Annotated in this window: 19 protein-coding genes, 1 tRNA gene and 1 pseudogene; 9 read left to right on the top strand and 12 right to left on the bottom strand. The window is 67.1% G+C overall.

Going from position 1 to position 20,472, the window contains the following annotated elements; translation table 11 throughout:
- The 5 genes and pseudogenes from ACFE77_RS04205 to ACFE77_RS04185 all read left to right on the top strand — a co-directional run.
- Positions 1-144: pseudogene (locus ACFE77_RS04205) on the top strand (DNA-directed RNA polymerase subunit alpha); the annotation flags it as partial.
- Positions 145-366: 222 nt separating this feature from the next.
- Entirely contained in the window at positions 367-789 is a 423-nt protein-coding gene (rplQ, locus tag ACFE77_RS04200) for a 50S ribosomal protein L17 (RefSeq protein WP_375420373.1), read from the top strand.
- A gap of 90 nt (positions 790-879) precedes the next feature.
- Entirely contained in the window at positions 880-2,433 is a 1,554-nt protein-coding gene (gene guaA, locus ACFE77_RS04195) for a glutamine-hydrolyzing GMP synthase (RefSeq protein ID WP_375420372.1), read from the top strand.
- A 171-nt stretch (positions 2,434-2,604) separates the two neighbouring features.
- Positions 2,605-3,228 carry a LuxR C-terminal-related transcriptional regulator gene (locus tag ACFE77_RS04190; protein WP_375420371.1) on the top strand — a complete coding sequence of 208 codons (624 nt, stop codon included), beginning with the start codon at positions 2,605-2,607 and terminating at the stop codon, positions 3,226-3,228.
- Positions 3,229-3,566: 338 nt separating this feature from the next.
- Positions 3,567-4,211 (top strand): PEPxxWA-CTERM sorting domain-containing protein, encoded by a 645-nt coding sequence (locus ACFE77_RS04185; protein ID WP_375420370.1) that lies wholly within the window; start codon positions 3,567-3,569, stop codon positions 4,209-4,211.
- 79 nt (positions 4,212-4,290) lie between these two features.
- On the opposite strand, the gene ACFE77_RS04180 is transcribed toward ACFE77_RS04185, so the two are convergent.
- A tRNA-Arg gene (locus tag ACFE77_RS04180) sits at positions 4,291-4,367 on the bottom strand.
- Between the two features lie 59 nt (positions 4,368-4,426).
- On the opposite strand from ACFE77_RS04180, the gene ACFE77_RS04175 reads away from it, so the two are divergent.
- Entirely contained in the window at positions 4,427-5,167 is a 741-nt protein-coding gene (locus tag ACFE77_RS04175; protein WP_375420369.1) for a queuosine precursor transporter, read from the top strand.
- Between the two features lie 6 nt (positions 5,168-5,173).
- Here ACFE77_RS04175 and purQ read toward each other — a convergent pair whose 3' ends face one another.
- The 8 genes from purQ to ACFE77_RS04135 form a co-directional block, all read right to left on the bottom strand.
- Positions 5,174-5,839 (bottom strand): phosphoribosylformylglycinamidine synthase subunit PurQ, encoded by a 666-nt coding sequence (purQ, locus tag ACFE77_RS04170; RefSeq protein ID WP_375420368.1) that lies wholly within the window; start codon positions 5,837-5,839, stop codon positions 5,174-5,176.
- Entirely contained in the window at positions 5,836-6,066 is a 231-nt protein-coding gene (gene purS, locus ACFE77_RS04165; protein ID WP_375420367.1) for a phosphoribosylformylglycinamidine synthase subunit PurS, read from the bottom strand. The genes purQ and purS overlap by 4 nt, the downstream gene beginning before the upstream one ends.
- Before the next feature lie 73 nt (positions 6,067-6,139).
- Positions 6,140-7,501 carry a surface lipoprotein assembly modifier gene (locus ACFE77_RS04160; protein ID WP_375420366.1) on the bottom strand — a complete coding sequence of 454 codons (1,362 nt, stop codon included), beginning with the start codon at positions 7,499-7,501 and terminating at the stop codon, positions 6,140-6,142.
- 25 nt (positions 7,502-7,526) lie between these two features.
- A complete protein-coding gene (locus ACFE77_RS04155; RefSeq protein ID WP_375420365.1) occupies positions 7,527-8,666 on the bottom strand; it encodes a transferrin-binding protein-like solute binding protein in 1,140 nt (379 codons plus the stop codon).
- A 260-nt stretch (positions 8,667-8,926) separates the two neighbouring features.
- Positions 8,927-9,706, bottom strand: coding sequence for a phosphoribosylaminoimidazolesuccinocarboxamide synthase (gene purC / locus ACFE77_RS04150; RefSeq protein ID WP_375420364.1), 780 nt, complete (start codon positions 9,704-9,706; stop codon positions 8,927-8,929).
- A 118-nt stretch (positions 9,707-9,824) separates the two neighbouring features.
- Positions 9,825-10,676, bottom strand: a complete 852-nt coding sequence (locus tag ACFE77_RS04145) for a hypothetical protein (RefSeq protein ID WP_375420363.1) — start codon at positions 10,674-10,676, stop codon at positions 9,825-9,827.
- 59 nt (positions 10,677-10,735) lie between these two features.
- Positions 10,736-11,950 (bottom strand): kynureninase, encoded by a 1,215-nt coding sequence (kynU, locus tag ACFE77_RS04140; RefSeq protein WP_375420362.1) that lies wholly within the window; start codon positions 11,948-11,950, stop codon positions 10,736-10,738.
- Positions 11,947-12,837: an alpha/beta fold hydrolase gene (locus tag ACFE77_RS04135; protein ID WP_375420361.1), complete on the bottom strand. Its 891-nt coding sequence runs from the start codon at positions 12,835-12,837 to the stop codon at positions 11,947-11,949. Before ACFE77_RS04135 ends, kynU begins: the two co-directional genes overlap by 4 nt.
- A gap of 63 nt (positions 12,838-12,900) precedes the next feature.
- On the opposite strand from ACFE77_RS04135, the gene ACFE77_RS04130 reads away from it, so the two are divergent.
- The 3 genes from ACFE77_RS04130 (at position 12,901) to ACFE77_RS04120 (ending at position 18,150) form a co-directional block, all read left to right on the top strand.
- Positions 12,901-14,091: a glycosyltransferase gene (locus ACFE77_RS04130; RefSeq protein ID WP_375420360.1), complete on the top strand. Its 1,191-nt coding sequence runs from the start codon at positions 12,901-12,903 to the stop codon at positions 14,089-14,091.
- A gap of 31 nt (positions 14,092-14,122) precedes the next feature.
- Entirely contained in the window at positions 14,123-16,372 is a 2,250-nt protein-coding gene (gene parC, locus ACFE77_RS04125) for a DNA topoisomerase IV subunit A (RefSeq protein WP_375420359.1), read from the top strand.
- Between the two features lie 83 nt (positions 16,373-16,455).
- Positions 16,456-18,150 carry a putative bifunctional diguanylate cyclase/phosphodiesterase gene (locus ACFE77_RS04120; protein WP_375420358.1) on the top strand — a complete coding sequence of 565 codons (1,695 nt, stop codon included), beginning with the start codon at positions 16,456-16,458 and terminating at the stop codon, positions 18,148-18,150.
- Here the strand turns inward: ACFE77_RS04120 and ACFE77_RS04115 are convergent.
- Genes ACFE77_RS04115 through ACFE77_RS04105 form a run of 3 tightly spaced genes read right to left on the bottom strand, consistent with a single transcriptional unit; the run spans position 18,066 to position 20,436 of the window.
- Complete coding sequence (locus tag ACFE77_RS04115) at positions 18,066-19,277, bottom strand: CCA tRNA nucleotidyltransferase (RefSeq protein ID WP_375420357.1); 1,212 nt, start codon at positions 19,275-19,277, stop codon at positions 18,066-18,068. The genes ACFE77_RS04120 and ACFE77_RS04115 overlap by 85 nt on opposite strands.
- The gene (locus tag ACFE77_RS04110; RefSeq protein WP_375420356.1) at positions 19,268-19,861 is read right to left on the bottom strand and encodes a CoA pyrophosphatase; all 594 of its coding nucleotides are present in this window, start codon (positions 19,859-19,861) and stop codon (positions 19,268-19,270) included. The genes ACFE77_RS04115 and ACFE77_RS04110 overlap by 10 nt, the downstream gene beginning before the upstream one ends.
- The gene (locus ACFE77_RS04105; RefSeq protein ID WP_375420355.1) at positions 19,858-20,436 is read right to left on the bottom strand and encodes a DUF1285 domain-containing protein; all 579 of its coding nucleotides are present in this window, start codon (positions 20,434-20,436) and stop codon (positions 19,858-19,860) included. Before ACFE77_RS04105 ends, ACFE77_RS04110 begins: the two co-directional genes overlap by 4 nt.
- Positions 20,437-20,472 lie beyond the last annotated feature (36 nt).

Genomic DNA, 20,472 nt, shown 5'->3' with positions numbered 1-20,472 from the left:
CCGAACTTCGGCCGCAAGTCCTTGAACGAGATCAAGGAAGTGCTGTCGTCGATGGGGCTGCGGCTGGGCATGGAAATCCCTGGCTGGCCGCCCGAGAATATCGAAGAGATGGCGAAGAAGCTCGAGCAGGAAATCATGGGGTGATCGCAGGCGAATAGCGGAAGCTATTCGCCACCTCGGCGATCACCACGGCCGGCGGGCCTTGGCCCGTTCGACGTATTCGGCGCGGCTTTGCCGCGGCGTAATCTGCTTAGGACTGGGCCCCGGCCTACGCCGGGGAACTGGTTGGCGCATTATTGGTGGGCAGCGCCCCCACCAGGTCTGGGGTTCCGTAACACGGCCCCTTAACGAACGAAGGAAATACCCATGCGCCATCGCGTAGGCGGCCGTAAGCTACAGCGGACCTCGGCCCACCGCATCGCGCTGTTCCGCAACATGGCGGCAGCGCTGATCAAGCACGAGCAGATCACCACGACCGTCGCCAAGGCGAAAGAACTGCGTCCGTATGTCGAGAAGCTGATCACGCTGGCGAAGAAGGGCGGCCTGTCCAACCGTCGTCTTGCGCATGCGCGGTTGCTCGACGACGCGCAGCTGGTGAAGCTGTTCGACGTTCTTGCGGAGCGTTATGCCTCGCGCAACGGCGGCTACACCCGCGTCATCAAGGCGGGCATCCGCGCGTCGGACGCGTCGCCGATGGCGGTCATCGAATTCGTCGACCGCGACGTCTCGGCAAAGGGCCAGGATTCGGGTCCGGTGATGACCGACAACGAGTATGACGAGGCCGCATAAGCCGCGACATCGTTGCCAATGAACAGAGGCCGTGCCCAGCGATGGGCGCGGCCTCTTTCGTTGTCGGGTCCATCTGGCTATGCGGCAGCGATGGAGCACCCCCACAGCATCCTCATCGTCGATTTCGGCAGCCAGGTAACCCAGCTCATCGCACGGCGGGTGCGCGAGGCGGGCGTCTACAGCGAGATCGCGCCCTTCCAGTCCGCCGCCGCGGCGTTCGACCGGATGCAGCCCAAGGGCGTCATCCTGTCGGGGAGCCCCGCCTCGGTGGTCGATGCGGACAGCCCGCGCATCCCCGAGGCGATCCTGGCGAGCGGCTTGCCGATGCTCGGCATCTGCTACGGCCAGCAGGCGTTGATCCATCAGCTCGGCGGGATCGTCGAGAAGGGGCATAGCGGCGAGTTCGGCAGCGCCTTCGTCGAGGTATCGGACGGTTGTTCGTTGTTCGACGCCCTGTGGGCTGAGGGCGACCGTCACCAGGTCTGGATGAGCCACGGCGACAAGGTGACGCAGCTCGCACCGGGATTTCGCACGGTAGCGGCCTCGCCCGGTGCCCCCTATGCGGTGATCGCCGACGACGAACGCCGGATCTACGCGATGCAGTTCCACCCCGAGGTGGTCCATACGCCCGATGGCGGCAAGCTGATCGCGAACTTCGCGCGCCACGTCTGCGGGCTGGCAGGCGACTGGACGATGGCGGAGTTCCGCGACACCAAGATCGCCGAGATTCGCGCGCAGGTGGGCACGGGCAGGGTGATCTGCGGCCTGTCGGGGGGCGTCGACTCGGCCGTGGCGGCGGTGCTGATCCACGAGGCGATCGGCGAGCAGCTCACCTGCGTCTATGTCGACCACGGCCTGATGCGTGCGGGCGAGAGCGAACAGGTCGTCAGCCTGTTTCGCGGGCATTACAACATCCCGCTGATCCACGTCGACGCCGAGGCCTTGTTCATGGACGGGCTCGCCGGGATCACCGATCCCGAGGCCAAGCGGAAGTTCATCGGCAAGACGTTCATCGACGTGTTCGAGACCGAAGCCCGGAAGATCGGGGGCGCCGAGTTCCTCGCGCAGGGCACCTTGTATCCCGACGTGATCGAGAGCGTCAGCTTCACCGGCGGACCATCCGTGACGATCAAGAGTCACCATAATGTCGGTGGGCTGCCCGAGCGGATGGACATGAAGCTGGTCGAGCCGCTCCGGGAGCTGTTCAAGGACGAGGTCCGCGCGCTGGGTCGCGAACTCGGGCTGCCGGAGATCTTCGTCGGCCGGCATCCGTTCCCTGGGCCGGGGCTGGCGATCCGCATTCCCGGCGAGGTCACGCGCGAGCGTTGCGACATCCTGCGCAAGGCGGATGCGATCTATCTGGAGGAGATCCGCGCGGCGGGCCTCTACGACGCGATCTGGCAGGCGTTCGCGGTGCTGCTGCCCGTCCGGACGGTCGGCGTGATGGGCGATGGCCGGACCTACGACTATGTGCTGGCGCTGCGTGCGGTGACGTCGACCGACGGGATGACCGCAGCGGCCTTCCAGTTTCCGGGCGACTTCCTGCCGCGGGTGGCGACGCGGATCGTCAACGAGGTCGCGGGGGTCAATCGTGTGACCTACGACTATACTTCGAAGCCGCCGGGCACGATCGAGTGGGAATGATCCCGGGTTCGTGTCAGCGAGTGGGGGCGCGGTACTTGCCTGAGGTGGGATAGCGCCTTCCGACGAGAAGCCGGGCCAGCCTTGTCGCATTGCGTCGGGGCGCGTGGGACGCCCGGTGGTAAATCTTCGCGCCACGCTTTATGCCGAACCCACGAAAGGAGCGGTGGCTACATGGTTCTCCTGGCGGATGCGTCCACCGCAAGCCGACGGCTGTTGCGGCTCGTCACCGACAGCCCGGTTCCGTCGGTAATCAGCGACCCGCGTCTGCCCGACAACCCGATCATCGCGTGTAACCAGCCATTCTGCGACCTGACGGGGTATCCCGCGGACGAGGTGGTCGGGCGCAATTGCCGGTTCCTGTCGGGTCCCGCTACCGAGCCATGGCTGTCGGAAGAGATCCGCCGCGGGGTGCGCGAGCATCGGCCCGTGCTGGTCGAGATCCTCAACTACAAGCGCAGCGGCCAGCCGTTCCGGAACGCCGTGCTGGTCGCGCCCTTGTACGACGAAGACGACAAGCTGTTGTACTTCCTCGGCTCGCAGATCGAGATCGATGCCGATGCGTCCGCGCCGAGCAGCATGCGCCGGATCCGCGCCGCCGAGATGGTCAAGGCGCTGTCACCGCGTCAGGGTCAGGTGCTGAAGCTGGTGGCCGGCGGCTTGCTCAACAAGCAGATCGCGGCCGAACTCGGCCTGTCCGAGAAGACGGTGAAGATGCATCGTGCCATCCTGATGGGCAGGCTAGGCCTCAACACCACCGCGGACCTGATCCGGCTGGCGGTCGAAGCCGGGCTCTGAGCGCGGCGCGGGACGCTACCTCCAAAGGTCCGTATCGTTGGATCGTCGGTGAGCGCCTATCTGCGACTCGGTCGTCACAGCGGTCGCGCCTCGGGTTGTTTTTAGCCACCCGGCCCGGGGTTCGGAACGAAGCCCTCTGTTGCCATGCAGCCGTTGTGACGCCAACTTCCCAACGCCGTGTGCAACTTCTCTTTGTATTTGCGTATCATTTCGAGATTCCGCGACGCCGCGTAAATAGTGGCAATCGACCCCTGGATCGGTTAAAAGCTAGTTAATGGATCGACTAAATGTCGACCGAGGGTTGCATTGCGCCAAACTCGAAAGTCAGGGAAGAGATCATGATCAACAAATATGCAATGGCAGCCGTGTTGGCTGTGGGGATGGCGGGCCCCTCTTATGCCGCGACCATCGCAACCACGCCAGGCAGCGTGGCGTCGTTTGCGCCCACCGCCGGTCTGCTCATCAACTTCAATGGCATGACGCCTGCGCCGTTCACGTTGACGAACAACGGCAGCTCCGGGATCGTTAGCGGCAGCTTGGCAAACCAATATGCGCAGCCGCTGTTCAGTGACAACACCGCCTATCTGGCAGTTCGCGCGGGTGGCCTGGGCACGCTTCAAAGCAGCGTCGCCTATAACAGCGTCAGCTTCTTCATCGGCTCGATCGACGCTTACAACACGGTCAGTCTGCTCGACACGATGGGCAACGTGATCACGAGCTACACTGGGTCGAGCTTCATCATCCCTGCGGATGGCGATCAGACCGATCCAAGCACCAACCGCCGTGTGACCCTCACGCGCAGCGGCACCGATGCGGCGATCGGCGGCATTCGCTTCCAGTCGAGCCAGAACGCGCTTGAAGTCGACAACGTCGTGTTCGCGGTTCCAGAGCCGACCACTTGGGCGATGATGTTCGTCGGTTTCGGCATGATGGGCGCTTCGATGCGCTATCGCCGTCGCAGCACGAAGTTCGTCACCGCGTAAGCATCGCGCTTCACGGTAACAAAGGGGGAGCCGCCGGCCTTCGGGTCGGCGGCTTTTCTCATTGTTGAGCGACGGCCGTTGGCGCGCCCGGGTGGATTCGAACCACCGACCACAAGCTTAGAAGGCTCGTGCTCTATCCAACTGAGCTACGGGCGCGCACGATCGTCGCGTAGCGCGGATTGCGCGGGCGGGGAACCGGCATCATAACGTCTCGCATGAACCAGGGGGATGGGGAGCCGGTCGCGGCGCGCGATGCGGCGTCGCGCCAGTTTCGCTACTTCGACTTCGTGATGGCGGCGTTCGTCACGATCCTGCTGCTGTCGAACGTCATCGGCGCGGGCAAGCGCGCGGTGATCGACCTGCCGTTCGTCGGGCTGTGGCCGTTCGGGGCGGGCATCCTGTTCTTCCCGGTCAGCTATGTGCTCGGGGATGTACTCACCGAAGTCTATGGCTATGCGCGCGCGCGTCGGTGCATCTGGGCGGGCTTCGCGGCGCTGCTGTTCATGGTCGCGATGTCGACGATCGTGGTCGCGCTGCCCCCTGACGCCGGTTGGGAAGGGCAGGCGGCTTACGAGGCGGTGTTCGGGCAGGTGCCGCGGATCGTGTTCGCGTCGATCTGCGCGTTCTGGGCTGGGGAGTTCGTCAACGCCTATGTGCTCGCGCGGATGAAGCTGTGGACCGGGGGCAAGCATCTCTGGGCGCGGACGATCGGATCGACGGTCGTGGGACAGGGGGTGGACAGCCTGATCTTCTACCCGCTCGCCTTCTTCGGCGCGGTCGGCTGGACCGGACCGCAGGTGTTGCAGGTGCTCGTCACGCAGTGGGTGTTGAAGGTGGCGTGGGAGGTGATCCTGACGCCGGTCACCTATGCGGTCGTCGCGTTCCTAAAGGCGCGCGAGGGTGTCGACATCTTCGACGAGGACACCGACTTCTCGCCCTTCAAGGCGCGGGTCTGAGGCTGGTCAGGCGCCGACGGCGGCGAGCAGTCCCTCGAACAGCCGGCGGCCGTCGGCGCCGCCATGCGCAGCCTCGATCCGCCGTTCCGGGTGCGGCATCATGCCGAGCACGTTGCCCTGCGCGTTGACGATCCCGGCGATGTCGCGGGCGGAGCCGTTGACGGGTTCGGCATAGCGGAACGCGACCTGGCCTTCCTCCTCGAGCCGATCGAGCGTGTCGGCATCGGCGAAGTAGTTGCCGTCGTGATGCGCGACCGGGACGGTGATGCGCTCGCCATGCTCATACCCATTGGTAAAGCGCGACGCCCCGCCGACGGTCAGGCCGACATCGCGGCATACGAAGTTGAGGCCCTCATTGCGCATCAGCGCGCCGGGCAGCAGCCCGGTTTCGGTCAGCACCTGAAAGCCGTTGCAGACCCCGAGCACGGGCAAGCCCGCACCCGCACGCTCGATCACCGCCCGCATCACCGGCGATCGTGCCGCGATCGCGCCGGAGCGCAGATAGTCGCCATAGGAAAAGCCGCCCGGCACCGCGACCAGCGCGATGTCGTCGGGCAGCGACGCGTCGCCATGCCACACCATCGTCGGTGCGGTCCCGGTCACCGTCTCAAGCGCGACGGCGAGATCGCGATCGCAGTTCGAGCCGGGAAAGACGATGACCGCGGTCTTCACGCGCGTTCGATCCGGTAGTTCTCGATCACGGTGTTGGCGAGCAGCTTGCGGCACATCGCATCGATCGTCGCATCGTCGGTCGCGTCGGCAACCTCCATCTCGATCAGCTTGCCCGCGCGGACATCCTCGACCCCGGTGAAGCCGAGGCCGTCGAGTGCGTGGTGGATCGCACGTCCCTGCGGGTCGAGCACGCCGGGTTTCAGCGTCACGAAGATCCTGAGCTTCATCATGTCATCCCGCTACCGGCCTGTCCCGCGGTCCCTATGCGCAGGGGTGGGGCAAGAGCAAGCGCGGGATGGCTTAGAAATACCGGGCGAGGGTGAATTCGAAGCGGCTGCGGCTGGTCTTGTAGAGGGCCAGCGAGGAGTCGATCCGCGAGAACGACCAGCTCACCTGCGGCGATAGGCCCAGGACGCGGATCTTGCGGTTGCCGAGCGTCGCTCGGGAGACCAGCCGCCAGTCGCGGCGTGGCGATACGTCGAACAAGGGAATCGGCGCGTCGTATCTGGCGCGGGAGACGCCGGCGCTGAGGCCGAAGTTGATCCCGAAGCGAAGCTCGCCGCCGATACCGGCATTGGCGCCGATCTCGGTGCTCGAATAAGCGCGTTCGTTGAGCCAGTCGCGGCGGAGGAACGGGCCGGCCGACAGCACGATGGCCGGAGACAGGCTCTGTTCGTAGGTGCCGTAAAGGCCACCCTGCCAGCCGCTATAGCCCGAATCGAACAGGGCGGTGGTGCGGCGCGCGTCGAGCTGGAAGCCGATGCGACGGTTGGTGCCGATCAACGTCTGAGCGCCACCGCGGACGCCGATCTGCCGGCTGACCGCGTCGCCGCCGAACCAGCGGCTGGCGCCGACGGTCTGGAGCGAGGCGCTGGTGCGATCGGTGAAGCGATACTCGCCGCCGAGCGCGAGCTGGGCGACGTAATCGTCGAAGGTCGAGCCCGAATAGTTGGTGCCGCTGACGTCGAGATCGGCGAGCGCCGACAGCTTCTTGGCGACGGGAAGGCGGAGGCGGGCAGACAATTGCCCGGTCTGGCCGAGGCCCGATCGCTTGCGGGCGCGGTCGTCGAGGGTCAGCGGGATCGGGGTGTCGCCGAGCATCACCGTCACGGTGTCGACCGCGGTGGCGTTGTTGATGTTGCTATCGGGTGCGATGCCGATGCTTACATCGACCTGCCAGGCACGGGCGCTCCGGATCGTGTCGCGGACGGTGCGGATCGTGCGCAGCACCTCGGGGGAGAGCGTGGCGTCCTGTTCGGCGATGCGAAACTGTTTGTCGGCGGCGGCGGGCTGGCGCATCGCGAGCATGACCTTCGCCAGCTCCAGCCGGACCGCGGTCTGGCGTGGATCGTCGGTCAGGATGGCGCGGTACTGCGCGGCGGCCTCGGGCAGCTTGCCGGTCTGCGCGGCGATGAAGCCGGTGAGGAAACGGGTCTGCATCGTGTAGCCGGGCGCCTGGCGGAGCGCGGCGATGAGCGGTGCGGCTTCGGCGTAGCGCTGTTCGTGCACCAGCCGTTCGGCGGCGGCGAGCAGTTGCTGCGGGGTTAGCTTCAGCTCGCATACGCCGGCGGAGCAGCGCGATCGATCTGCCGCTTCGCTAGCGGCAGGCGCAAGGATCCAGACGCCGAACGCCGCAGCGCCGGCGATCAACGCCATCCGCATGGTGTGTTCCTCGCGCTTGCCGAGCCTACTTTTTAGCGCCGGTAAACGCGCCCAAGATGTCGATCCGCTGATCGGGCACGCCGCCGGTGATGCGGAAGTTGCCGCCGACGTTCTCGGCATTCGGGCCATAGAAGGCGCCGTCGATCGAGCTCGCGCCTGCGACGCTGCTCGCCGCGCTGATCGGGGCGAAGTCGATGTTGGTGCGCGTCGCGCCGCTGGTGAAATAGGCGCTGAGGAACTTGCCCGCAAAACTAGTGCGAGAGCCGGTGAGCGAAGCAGTGCCGTTGGCGGTGAACACCGAACCAGTAGGTATATCGGTGAAGAAGTCGTTGACCGGCGTGTCGTTCACGTATGTCTTACCGACGGTGCCCGTCAGACCCAAAGTCAGCGATGACTTGGAGAAATCCACGTCGACCGAGCTAGTGCCGCTGATCCACTGCAACGGCATCCCGGCCGGTCCGCTGGCCCCGGCGACCATGGTTGCGAGGAAATCGCCGTCGAACCGGCCGCTGCCGGTCGAGGGAACTTGCAGCAGTGTGCTCTTGCTGCCGAAGACCATCACCCCGTGCTCGGAATGAAAGGCGCCGGTCGTTGTGTCGAGCTTGCTGCGATGAGCAAAGCCGGCGAGGGTCACGTAGCTCGCGGTGTTACCCGGGCGCTTGTAGAAAAACGTGTCAGATAGATCGTCGTCGGATGAAGCCTCGAGATAGTTGTAGAATGGAAACTCGGGAATTTCGGCCTGAAGCATACCACCGGCGGTGCGATGAGCGGGGTCTTGATACGTCACACTGCGCGTCACGTTCGCGGCGGTATCGGCAAGCGCGACGGTGAAGATGCCGTCGCGGGGATTGAAGCTGATCGTGCCGCTCGGGGTGCCGACGGTGCTTGCATTGCCGGTGTAGAGGCTGCGACCCTTGTCGTCGACGTCGATCGCATGAAGCCCGCCGATGGCATCGAATGTCGTGGTGGTCTTCACGTCGAGGAATGAGGTAGGCGTGCTGGTGGGCGTCGGCGTCGGCGTTACCGCGACGACGCCACCGCCGGCGACCGTGCCGCCGCTGATCGGCGGGGCGATGCTGCCGAGCGACTGGGTGCCGGCACCGCCGCCGCCGCATGCAGCCAGAGACAGGAGCGGCAGAGACAGAATCGCAAGCGTGGCGCGCATGGTGAGGACCCCTTCAGACCCACATTTCGGGTATGAGGGCGGGATACCGGCACAGGGTTAACAGCGTCTAAAGGGGCGCTTCGCTTGGCCGTTTTTGGCCGCTGTTGGTGAGCGGATGCTCGCTATGTTTCCGCGGACGCGTGGCCGGTGCGACCTCCGCTTGTCCTCCCGCGAAGGCGGGAGCCCAGTACTGGGTCCCCGCCTTCGCGGGGACACATAGGTATCAGCGTCAGTCTGGCCGGACCGATACCGTCGTCGCTTTACTTCCCCCGGCGCTTGCGATGGCTTTCCAGGTCGAGCACCGCATTGTCGCCGCCCTCAGGCAGCAGGCCCAGGCGTCGCGCGACCTCCTGATAGGCTTCGACTTCGCCGCCGAGATCGCGGCGGAAGCGGTCCTTGTCGAGCTTCTCGTCGGTTTCCATGTCCCACAGGCGGCAGCCATCGGGGCTGATCTCGTCCGCCAGGATGATCCGGCCGAAGTCGTTGTCCCAGATCCGCCCGAATTCGAGCTTGAAGTCGACCAGCCGGATGCCGCAGCCGGCGAACAGGCCGCAGAGGAAATCGTTCACGCGGATCGCGAGGTCGGCGATGTCGTGCATCTCTTCCTGGCTCGCCCAGCCGAACGCGGCGATGTGTTCGTCGGAGATCATCGGATCGCCGAGCGCATCGTCCTTGTAGTAATACTCGATGATCGTCCGCGGGAGCTGCACGCCTTCCTCGATCCCGAGACGCTTCGACAGCGAACCGGCGGCGACGTTGCGGATCACGACTTCGATCGGGACGATCTCGACCTGGCGGATCAGCTGTTCGCGCATGTTCAGGCGGCGGATGAAGTGGGTCGGCACGCCGATCGTGGCGAGCAGCGTGAAGATGTGCTCGCTGATCCGGTTGTTGAGCACGCCCTTGCCGTTGATCGTGCCCTTCTTCTGGGCATTGAACGCGGTGGCATCGTCCTTGAAATACTGGATCAGCGTGCCGGGTTCGGGGCCCTCGTAGAGGATCTTGGCCTTGCCCTCGTAGATCTGGCGGCGACGAGCCATGCGGGCGTTCCCCTGGAAATGAGCAGCCCCGGCGCACGGGTCACGCGGCCGGGGCGATAAGATGAGGCGCGTATATCGAAGGGGGGCGGGGCGCGCAATCGGGGCGGTGGCTAGAGCGTCAGCTCTCGGACGCCGGTTTCGCGCCCCGGTGACGCCGCCATATCGGCAACCCGAACCGACACCAGGCGAGCCACAGCAGCGCCAGCGCCAGCGCGGGCGGGCCGAACACCGCGACCAAGCCGAGGATGATCGCAACCGTCGTCTGCGTACTCGCAACCACCGTATCGAGCGCGCTGGTGATCGGTGCACTTGCGTCGAAGCCCCGGACGGCGTCACCGGACCGATATTGGAAGGTCATCGGCGTGGTCGCGAGGCTGGCACGGTTCTCCGCGATGTCGGCGGCGGATCCGGCGATCGTGTTGCGGAGATTGTCGCGCTGCGTGCGCAACTCGCCGGCTTCATTTTCGCGAACGCCGCGTGTGGTCAATCGCGCCTCGACCCGCTTGAGTTCGGCAGTGGCGGCGGTCCGCGTTGCCGTCGATTGAGCGATCGCTTCGCCTGCATCCTTGCCGCTGATCTCGGCATCGACCAGCCGGCCCTTCATTGCCTGGACCTTGGCGATACCATTCTTGCCGAACTCGCGTGCGATGGCCGGGTCGAGCTTGAACGCAAGCATGCCCTGGATGTCGTTCTCGCCCAGCAGTTGATAGCGCATGCCGGTGATCCGGCATCGGTTCACCCCGAGCCGCTCACAAGCCTGCGCATGTTCTTCCTGTGCGGTCGCGATGGCGGTCGGTGCGAGACTGAAGGCGTATCGGTAGTCGAACGCCACTCCTGGCGCTGCGGTGACGGTCACCCCCGGCACCGGAGGTGCCTCGGCGACGTCGTACGTCCGTGTGTCGCTTGCCTCCTGTTTCTGGCTGCATCCAGCAAGGGCGGTAAGTGACAGGGCAATGGCTAGTGAGCGCATCATTCATCCTCCCGATGACGATACACTATCCGCTGACTAGGTAATAAGGTCAAGCGTGCTTAAGTCACGACGAGCCGTTGGGCAAATCGCGGGTTGGTCCACGCATTCGTGGTGATCACTTCGCCCAAGATCTCACCAGCGCGCCAGACTTCGTCGTGCGACAAGTAGAGCGGCGTCAGGCCGAGGCGCAGGACGTCGGGATCGCGGAAGTCGCCGATCACGCCGCGGGCGATCAGTGCCTGGGTGATCGCATGGGCGTGGGGATGGCGGAAGCTGATGTGGCTGCCGCGGGCGGCGGGGTCGCGGGGGGTGATGCAGTCGAGGCCGAGCGCGTCGCCCGCGGTGGCGAGGATGTCGAATAGGGTGGCGCTCTTCGCCCATAGAGCAGCTCGATCCAGGTCTCGCCATAGTGACAGCCCCGATTCGAGCGCGGTCATCGCGAGGATCGGCGGGGTGCCGGCGAGCCAGCGGGTCATGCCGGGGGCGGGGGTGTAGGCGTCGGCGAAGGCGAAGGGTTCGGCGTGGCCCATCCATCCCGACAGCGGACTCGCCAGGCGGTCCTGCCAGCGTTCTGCGACGTAGAGGAAGGCTGGCGCGCCAGGGCCGCCGTTTACGTATTTATAGGTGCAGCCGACCGCGAGGTCGGCGTCGGCGCCGGTAAGGTCGATTTCGACCGCGCCGGTCGAATGGCTGAGGTCCCACAGCACCAGAGCGCCGGCTTCGCGTGCGGCGGCGGTCAGCGCAGCCATGTCGAACCGTTCGCCGGTCTTATAGTGGACATGGGTGAGCAGCAGCACCGCGGTGTCTTCGCCGAGCGCCTCGACGACCGACGCGCGCGGGACGGCGTTCAGCGTCGCGCCCTCGACGCAGGCGATCGCGCCCTCCGCGATGTGGAGATCGGTGGGGAAGTTGCCGCGCTCGCTGACGATGGTGCGGCGTTTGGGGTCGAGGCGCAGCGCGGCGACCAGCAGCTTGAACAGGTTAGCGGAGGTGGAGTCGCCGACGATCACCTCCGTCGGCGCGGCGCCGATCAGCGGGGCGATGGCGGCGCCGATCCTCTGCGGGGCGTCGATCCAGCCTTCATTCCAGCTGCGGATCAGCCGGTCGCCCCATTGCCGTCCGGCGGCGTCGGCGAGTGCCGCGGGGGTGTCGCGCGGCAATGCGCCGAGCGAGTTGCCGTCGAGATAGATGACGCCCTCGGGCAGGACGAAGCGCTGCCGCAGCGGTGCCAGCGGATCGGCTGCGTCGAGTGCTAGGGCCTCCTCGCGCGTCATGCCGTACGCTTCCCGGCGAACGCCGCGCGGATCAGGCGCTTGGTCGTCGCCCAGGCGGCGCTTTCGGGCACGACGAGTTCGACATGGCCGGTTTTCGCGACCTCGTGCAGCGTCGCGGTGTCGCCCGCGGTGGTGGCGGCGGCGACATAGGCGGTGGCCATGCGGAACGGGATGATCTTGTCCTCGCGGCCGTTGACCAGATCCTGCGGCAGGCCGAGCGGCAGCAGCCGCGGCACCGAGGTGTCGGCATAGGGATCGGCCCGCCCGGTGCCGACTAGCTTGGCGACGACCTCGGTTCCGCAGCCATTGTCGGCGCTGGCGGCGGTGTCGGCGAGATCGGGCAGACCGCCGAGGCTGACGACATGCGCGATCTTCAGCGGATCGGTGCGGCGCAGCGGGCTGGTTGCGGGCAGGCGCGGCCGACCAGCGAGCCACAGCGCGAGATGCCCCCCCGCCGAGTGGCCGACCGCGACGACCCGGCTGGTGTCCAGGCGGTATCTGGCGGCGACGGTCGCGAGCTGGTCGGTCGCGGCGGCGGCGTCGGCGAAGGTGCCGGGATAGCCGCCGCCGGCACGGTCGACGCCGCGATAATCGATGTTCCACACCGCGATGCCGTCCTTGCGCAGGTCGTCTGCGATCCAGTCCATCAGCCGGCGGTCGGCGATCTTGGTCTGCCAGCAGCCGCCATGCACCATCACCACTACCGGGAACGGCCCCTTGCCGCGGGGCAGCCACAGGTCGACCTTCTGCATCGCGTCGTCGCCATACGCGATTGTGGCGCTGGCTGCGGGGTGCTTGCGCTTGGCAAGATCGGCCCAGGTCATGAGCCTGGGTTCGACGGGCGCGGCCATAAGCAAGGTCGGGGCGAGCAGGAGGGGGAGCAGCATCGCCGGACGCTAGCCGAGCGCGCGGTACGGGAAAAGTAACCTGCGCGCGATATTGCCGGCAGCATGAAGATCCTCACCCTGTCGAGCCTCTACCCGAATTCAGTGCAGCGGCGCCACGGCATCTTCATCGAGCACCGGGTCGCGCATGTCTGTCGGTTGAGCGACGAGACCCGCGTGGTGGCGCCGATCCCGTGGTTCCCGAGCGGGCACCGGGCGTTCGGCCGCTATGGCGAGTTCGCGCGGGCGCCGCGGGCGGAGTCGCGGCGCGGGGTCGACGTCACCTATCCGCGCTATCCGACCTTACCGAAGATCGGGATGACGATAGCGCCGTGGCTGATGGCGACCGCGCTCTACCCGCATGTCGCGCGGCTGCAGCGCGATTTCGACTTCGACGTGATCGACAGCTATTACCTCTATCCCGATGGAATCGCGGCGGCGATGCTGGCGCGGCGGTTCGACCGGCCGTTCACGATGAGCGCGCTCGGCACCGATGTCAGCCTGATCCCGCGTTATCGGCGGCAGCGCTCGATGATCCTTGCCGCGATCGAGCAAGCGGGGGCGGTGACCACGGTGGCGGCGGCGCTTCGCGACGAATTGCTGGCGTTGGGTGCGGATGCGGACAAGGTGTCGGTGGTCGAGCACGGTGTCGATCTGATGCTGTTCCGCCCGCCCGCAGACCGCGCGGCGCTGCGGGCCGGGTTCGGCCTGACCGGGCCGACGATATTGTCGGTGGGGCATCTGATCGATCGCAAGGGGCACGACCTTGCGATCCGCGCGATCGCCGAACTGCCGGGGGTCCGGCTAATGATCGCGGGCGACGGCCCGCGCGAGGCGGATCTGCGCGCGCTCGCCAACACGCTCGGCGTGGCGCGGCGGGTGGAATTCCTCGGCCATGTCGATCAGCCACGTCTGCCCAATCTTTACGGTGCGGCCGACCTGACGGTGAGCTGTTCGGACCGCGAGGGGATCGCCAACGTGCTGCTCGAGTCGCTGGCGTGCGGAACGCCGCTGGTCGCCACGCCGGTCTGGGGATCTCCGGAAGTGGTGAAGGTGCCCGAGGCCGGGCTGCTGGTCGCCGACCGATCGGTCGCCGCGATCCGCGACGGCATCGCACGGCTGCTATCCGCGCTGCCGGACCGGGGCGCGACGCGGACCTATGGCGAACGCTATAATTGGCACGAGACCGGGCGGCAGCATCGTGCCTTGCTCGATCGCGTGGTGACGCGGCCGTCCTCGCCCATCGCCGTGGATTGATTGCCGGGCCTGCGATGCTATCGCAGGCGTAATGGTCGACGACTTCAAGGATCCCTTCGACAGCATCGTCGATTCGCCGTTCGATAGCGCGCTGTCGGAGCGCTACCTCGTCTATGCGCTGTCGACGATCACGGCGCGGTCGCTTCCCGATGTCCGCGACGGGCTGAAGCCGGTGCACCGCCGGCTGCTCTGGGCGATGCGGCTGCTGCGGCTCGATCCGAGCCAGGGCTACAAGAAATGCGCCCGCGTCGTCGGCGACGTGATCGGCAAATACCACCCGCATGGCGACCAGTCGGTCTACGATGCGATGGTCCGCCTCGCGCAGGACTTCGCGCTGCGCTATCCGCTGGTCGACGGCCAGGGCAATTTCGGCAACATCGACGGCGATAATGCCGCCGCCTATCGCTACACCGAGGCGCGGCTGACCCAGGTCGCGATCGACCTGATGGACGGGCTGGACGAGGACGCGGTGGCGTATCGTCCGACCTATAATGGCGAGGAACAGGAACCCGAGCTTTTCCCGGGCGCCTTCCCGAACCTGCTGGCGAACGGCGCCGCGGGGATCGCGGTCGGGATGGCGACGAGCATCCCGCCGCACAACGCCGCCGAGCTGCTGGACGCCGCGATCATGCTGGTCGACCGGCCCGACGCGGACGGTGCCGCGGTGCTGGAATTCGTTCGCGGCCCCGACTTCCCGACCGGCGGACTGGTCGTCGATCCGCCCGCGGTGATCGCCGAGAGCTATGCCACCGGGCGCGGCGGCTTCCGCGTCCGGGCGCGCTACACGATCGAGCGCGAGAAGGGCGGCGGCTGGCAGGCGATCGTCACCGAGATCCCGTACGGGGTGCAGAAGGGCAAGCTGATCGAGCAGATCGCGGCGCTGATCAACGACAAGAAGCTGCCGATCCTAGCGGACGTCCGCGACGAATCGGATGCCGAGGTGCGGATCGTGCTCGAGCCGCGCAGCCGCACCGTCGATGCCGGCGTGCTGATGGATGGGCTGTTCCGGCTCACCGACCTGGAAACCCGGATCAGCCTCAACCTCAACGTGCTCGACAAGGATCGCACGCCGCGGGTGATGAGCCTGAGGCAGGCGCTGTCGGCGTGGGTCGATCACCAGTTCGAGGTGCTGCGGCGGCGGACCGAACACCGGCTGGCGAAGATCGCCGACCGGGTCGAGCTGCTCGATGGCTATCTGGTCGCGTACCTCAACCTCGACCGGGTGATCGAGATCATCCGCACCGAGGACGAGCCGAAGGCGGTGATGATCGCCGAGTTCGCGCTGACCGATCGCCAGGCCGAGGCGATCCTCAACATGCGGTTGCGGTCGCTGCGGCGGCTCGAGGAGTTCGAGATCCGCACCGAGCGCGGCAAGCTCGACAAGGAACAGGCCGGGCTGGTCGCGCTGCTTGCCGATCCGAAAAAACAGCGCCTGCGGATGAAGCGCGACCTGACCAAGATCCGCGATCGCTATGGCGCCGACACCCCGCTCGGCAAGCGACGGACGACGATCGAGGAGGCAGCGCCCGCACGTGAGATCCCGCTGGAGGCGATGATCGAGCGGGAGCCGATCACCGTGCTGCTGTCGCAGCGCGGGTGGATCAGGGCGATGCGCGGGCATGTTGACCTGGCGTCGGCGGAGACGCTGAAGTTCAAGGAAGGCGACGGCCCGGCCTTCGCGTTCCATGCGCAGACCACCGACAAGCTGCTGCTCGCCGCCGCCAACGGGCGGTTCTACACGCTCGGCGCCGACCGGTTGCCCGGCGGTCGCGGCTTCGGCGAGCCGGTCCGCGCGATGATCGACCTCGACGGCAGCATCGGCATCGTGGCGCTGCTGAAGGCGCGCGGGACCGACCGGCTGTTGCTGGCGGCGACCGACGGGCGCGGCTTCGTGGTACCGGTGGCGGAGACGATCGCGGAAACGCGCAAGGGCAAGACGGTGATGACGCCGCGAACCGGTGCCAGCCTGCTCGTCGTCCGCCCGATCGCGGCCAACGCGGATTACGTCGCCGCGATCGGCGACAGCCGCAAGATGCTGGTCTTCCCGCTCGCCGAACTGCCCGAGATGACCCGAGGGCAGGGCGCGCAGATCCAGCGCTTCCGCGAGGGCAGCCTGTCCGACGCGGTCACTTTCGTCTTCGCCGAGGGGTTGAGCTGGCCGATGGGCGGCGACACCGGACGCACGCGGACCGAGCCCGATCTGTCGATGTGGCGCGCGGCGCGCGGGGCGGCGGGGCGGACCCCGCCGACGGGATTCCCGCGCGACAATCGGTTCGGTTAAGACGCACGCCGCGGGTTTGATCGCGCGACTTAAAATAGATCAGGGTTTATCGCCCTTTAATCATCGCGCTTTAGACGGGCGCCATGGCATCCGCCGCCACCGATGCGCTCAGCGCCCTGTTGCTTGCTCCCGACATGCTGGAGCGAGGGCTGGAACTGATGCCGATTCCGGCCGCCCACGTCCTGCGCGATGGGGACGAGTTGACGCTGGTCGCGGTCAATCGGGCCTATCGACTGGCAGGGCTCGGGGTGAGTGCGGAGCGATCGCCGATGCTGGCGGCGCTCGGGTCGCGCATCGAGGAGTTCCTCGACAGCGCCGCCCTGCGGCTGGAGTTCAGCTGGACGGTCGGCGATACGATCGACTGTCGCTATTATCAGGTCACGATCGCGCGATCGGCGCTGATCCATCGTCATCGCTGTACGATCGCGTTCATCGACCAGACCTCGCAGATCCATACCGAGCGCACCTTGCGCCGCGAGATGACGACCGACAGCCTGACCGGGCTGCCGAATCGCGAGGGCTTCATCGACATGATCGAGCCGCTCCGTGCGGCCAAGGGTCAGCATGCAGTGCTGATCGTCGATCTGCTCCGCTTCGGGCGGATCAACGCCTGCCTCAGCAGTCTGGCGGGTGACGAATTGCTGATCACCGTGGCGCGGCGGATCAAGGGTGCGCTCCGCGCGCGAGACGGGCTGGCGCGGATCGGCGGCGACGAATTCGGCATCGCGATGACGATCGACGAGGACGCGAGCGAGGCGGCACAGCTTGCGGACCGGATCCAGCGCGCGCTGATGGCGCCGTTCAGGCTCACCGATTACGAGATCGGCGTGGAATGTTCGATCGGCATCGCGCTCAACGCCGACGCGATCGAGGATGTCGAGGAGCTGATCCGCCACGCCCAGTTCGCGCTGAAGCGTGCCAAGACGACCGGTAAGACCGAATTCTACCAGACTCAGGCCTTCGCGCTCGCCCGCGAGCAGTTCGCGATGGAGACCGCGCTGCGGCGCGCGATCGATCGCCGCGAACTGCGACTAACCTACCAGCCGATCTGCGATCTATCGACCGGCACGATCGTGTCGTTCGAGGCGCTGGCGCGGTGGCGCGACGACGACGGCAGGGATCACCTGCCGACCGATTTCATCCCGGTGGCGGAGGAGTCGGGGCTGATCGTTCCGCTCGGTCGCTGGGCGATCGACGAGGCAGCGCAGACGCTCGCGACCTGGGACGCGGCGATGGGCGGCGATTGTGGGGTCAAGCTCGCGGTCAACCTGTCGGCGATCCAGTTGCAGCGCGATGACATCGCGCCGGTGGTGGAGGCGGCGCTGGCCCGTCACGGCCTGACCGGCGACCGGTTCACGCTGGAGCTGACCGAAAGCGCGATCGTCAGCGATCCGGACCGTATCGCCGGGATCATGCACGCGCTGCGAGCGCTGGGCACCACGCTGGCAATGGACGATTTCGGCACCGGCTATTCCAACCTCGCCTATCTGCAGAAGCTGCCGATCGACGTGCTCAAGATCGATCGCAGCTTCGTGACCGGCATGCTGGCGGATCGCGACAAGATCGCGATCGTCCGCGCGGTGCTCAGCCTTGCACAGGCGCTCGGCATGAAGACCACCGCCGAGGGCATCGAGAGCAACGAGCTTTCACAGACGCTGGCGGCGCTCGGCTGCACCTATGGCCAAGGTTATTTCTACGCCAAGCCGCTCGAAGCGGCGGACGCGCTGGCGATGCTCGACGCACGCAGGGTCGCCGCCACCGCCTCGTCGGCGAGCTGATCGACCCGCGCGGCATCGGGGAATCCTTCCGCGATCCAAACGGTTTCGATTTTCTTCAGTGTTGCCGCCACTTCCGGTCCCTTGCGAAGACCGCGTGCGACCAGCGCGCCGCCGCCGATCGGCATCGCGGGCGGCGCCCAATCGCGCAGCGGATCGACCGGCTCGCCCGCCAGCAACAGCCGGTCGATCGCCACGGTGGCACCGACCCGGTAGGCGAGGGCGCGTGGACCTTCGTCCCCCGGCCCGGCGGTCGCGGCGATCAGGCGGCGGCGATCAGCGATCGATAGTTTCAAGCGAGCGCCGATCGGTTCGGCTGCCGCCGGGGGCACCAGCGCCGCTAGCCGCCGGATCGCGTCGGGCGCTATGCCTGCCTCGGCTTCACGCGCGGCAAGGGTCGCGAGCGGCGCGACGTCGGTGATCTCGGGCAGGACCGCGCGCAGGATGCCGTGTTCGACCATCAGCGCCACCGCCGCGACGGCGCCGGGCGCGACCAGCAGCTTCAACACTTCGCTGGCGATGCGCTCGCGTGACAGCGCCATCAGGTCGTTGGCGCGCGCCGCGCAGGCGGCGAGCCCATCCGCGTCGATCGTTTCCCCGAAGCGGGCATGGAAGCGGAAGAAGCGCAGGATGCGGAGATGATCCTCGGCGATGCGCGCCAGGGGATCGCCGATGAAGCGCACGCGCCGTGCCGCGAGATCGTCGAGGCCGCCGAAATAGTCGAAAACGTCGCCTGTGGCGGGATCGGCGTATAGCGCGTTGATCGTGAAATCGCGTCGTGCAGCATCCTCCCGCCAGTCGTCGGTGAACGCGACCACTGCGTGGCGGCCGTCGGTCGACACGTCGTGGCGCAACGTCGTCACCTCGACCGGGCCGGATGGCAGGACCGCGGTAACGGTGCCGTGCGCGATGCCGGTCGGAACCGACTTGATCCGCGCATCGCGCAGCCGGGCGACGACCTCCTCGGGCGGGTGGACCGTGGCGATGTCGAGGTCCGCGGCGTCGATCCCGAGCAGCATGTCGCGGACGATCCCGCCGACGTAACGTGCCTCGCCCGCGCCGAGTGCGTCGAGCAAAGCGGGGAGGCCGGCGCGGTCGCGAAACGCCGCCAGCGGGAGGGTCACGTCCATCGCAGGCGCCGCGACAGGTTGACGATCATCGCCGCGGTCGCGCCCCAAATCCGGCGATCCTGCCAGAGTATCTCGGTATAACGCCGCTCGCTGCCCTGCCACATCGCGCGCGCGTCGCGGTGATTGGCGGGATCGAGCAGGAAGGCGAGCGGCACCTCGAACACGCTCGCGACCTCCGCCTCGCTCGGCCGCAGCGGCAGATCGGGCGCGACGACGCCGACCACGGGGGTGATGTGATAGCCGGTGCCGGTCCGGTAACGGTCCGCGAGCCCCGCGACCCGCACCGCCGCGGGCAGCAAGCCGATCTCCTCCTCCGCCTCGCGCAGTGCGGTCGCGACCGCGTCGGCGTCCTCGGAATCTACCCGCCCGCCCGGGAACGCGACCTGCCCGGGATGCTTGCGCATCGTTTCCGTGCGCTGAGTGAGGATCACGCCGGGTTCGGCGCGATCGGTGACCGCGACGAGCACTGCCGCCTCGCTCGGCGGATCGTCCGAGTCGTACAGCGGGGCGTCGCCCGTCAGGTAGGGAAGATCGGGCTCGCGGTCGGCGGTGAGCGCGTCGGCGAGTCGCTCGGCCAGCGTCACGATGTCGCGCCGGCCGGTGGCTCGATCGCGAAGAAGGCGCCGTCGCTCCACACGCCGATCGCGCCGTCGTCGCCCGCCTCCGCGCGATCGGCGAGCTCGTAATAGACCGAGCGCGAGACCAGCGCCTCCATTCCGCCGCGGACCGCGAGATAAGGGCGCGGCCCGTCCTCGCCGGTCGCGACGCGCAACGGGTTGGCCTCGCCGGCGGTGACGAGATCCCCGGTATTGAGGCGGAAGGCGAGCCTGGCGTCACGGCCGGACCCCTCCGCCTTCAATTCCACCGCGACGAACGGCGCGTCCTCCACCGTGATGTCGAGTTTTTCGACCGGGGTGACGAGGACGTGGCTGCCATCGGGCTCGCGCCGCAGGATCGATGCGAACAGCCGCACCATCGCCTCGCGCCCGATTGGCGAGCCCTGGTGATACCAGGTGCCGTCGCGCGCGATCCGCATCTCGCTGTCGCCGCAATGCGTCGGATTCCACTTGTCGACGGGGGGCAGTCGCTGCTCCTCGACGAGACGCGCGATCTCGGCGAGAGACAGGGTCGCGAGATCGGGCAGCGGCTCCATCGGCATGTGCGCGAGGTAGGGAGGTGGGCTCGCCCCGTAAAG

This window comes from uncultured Sphingomonas sp. (assembly GCF_964243315.1).
Lineage (GTDB): Bacteria > Pseudomonadota > Alphaproteobacteria > Sphingomonadales > Sphingomonadaceae > Sphingomonas.
The sequence above is the reverse complement of the archived record's forward strand: the minus strand, read 5'-3'. Positions and strand labels throughout refer to the sequence as shown.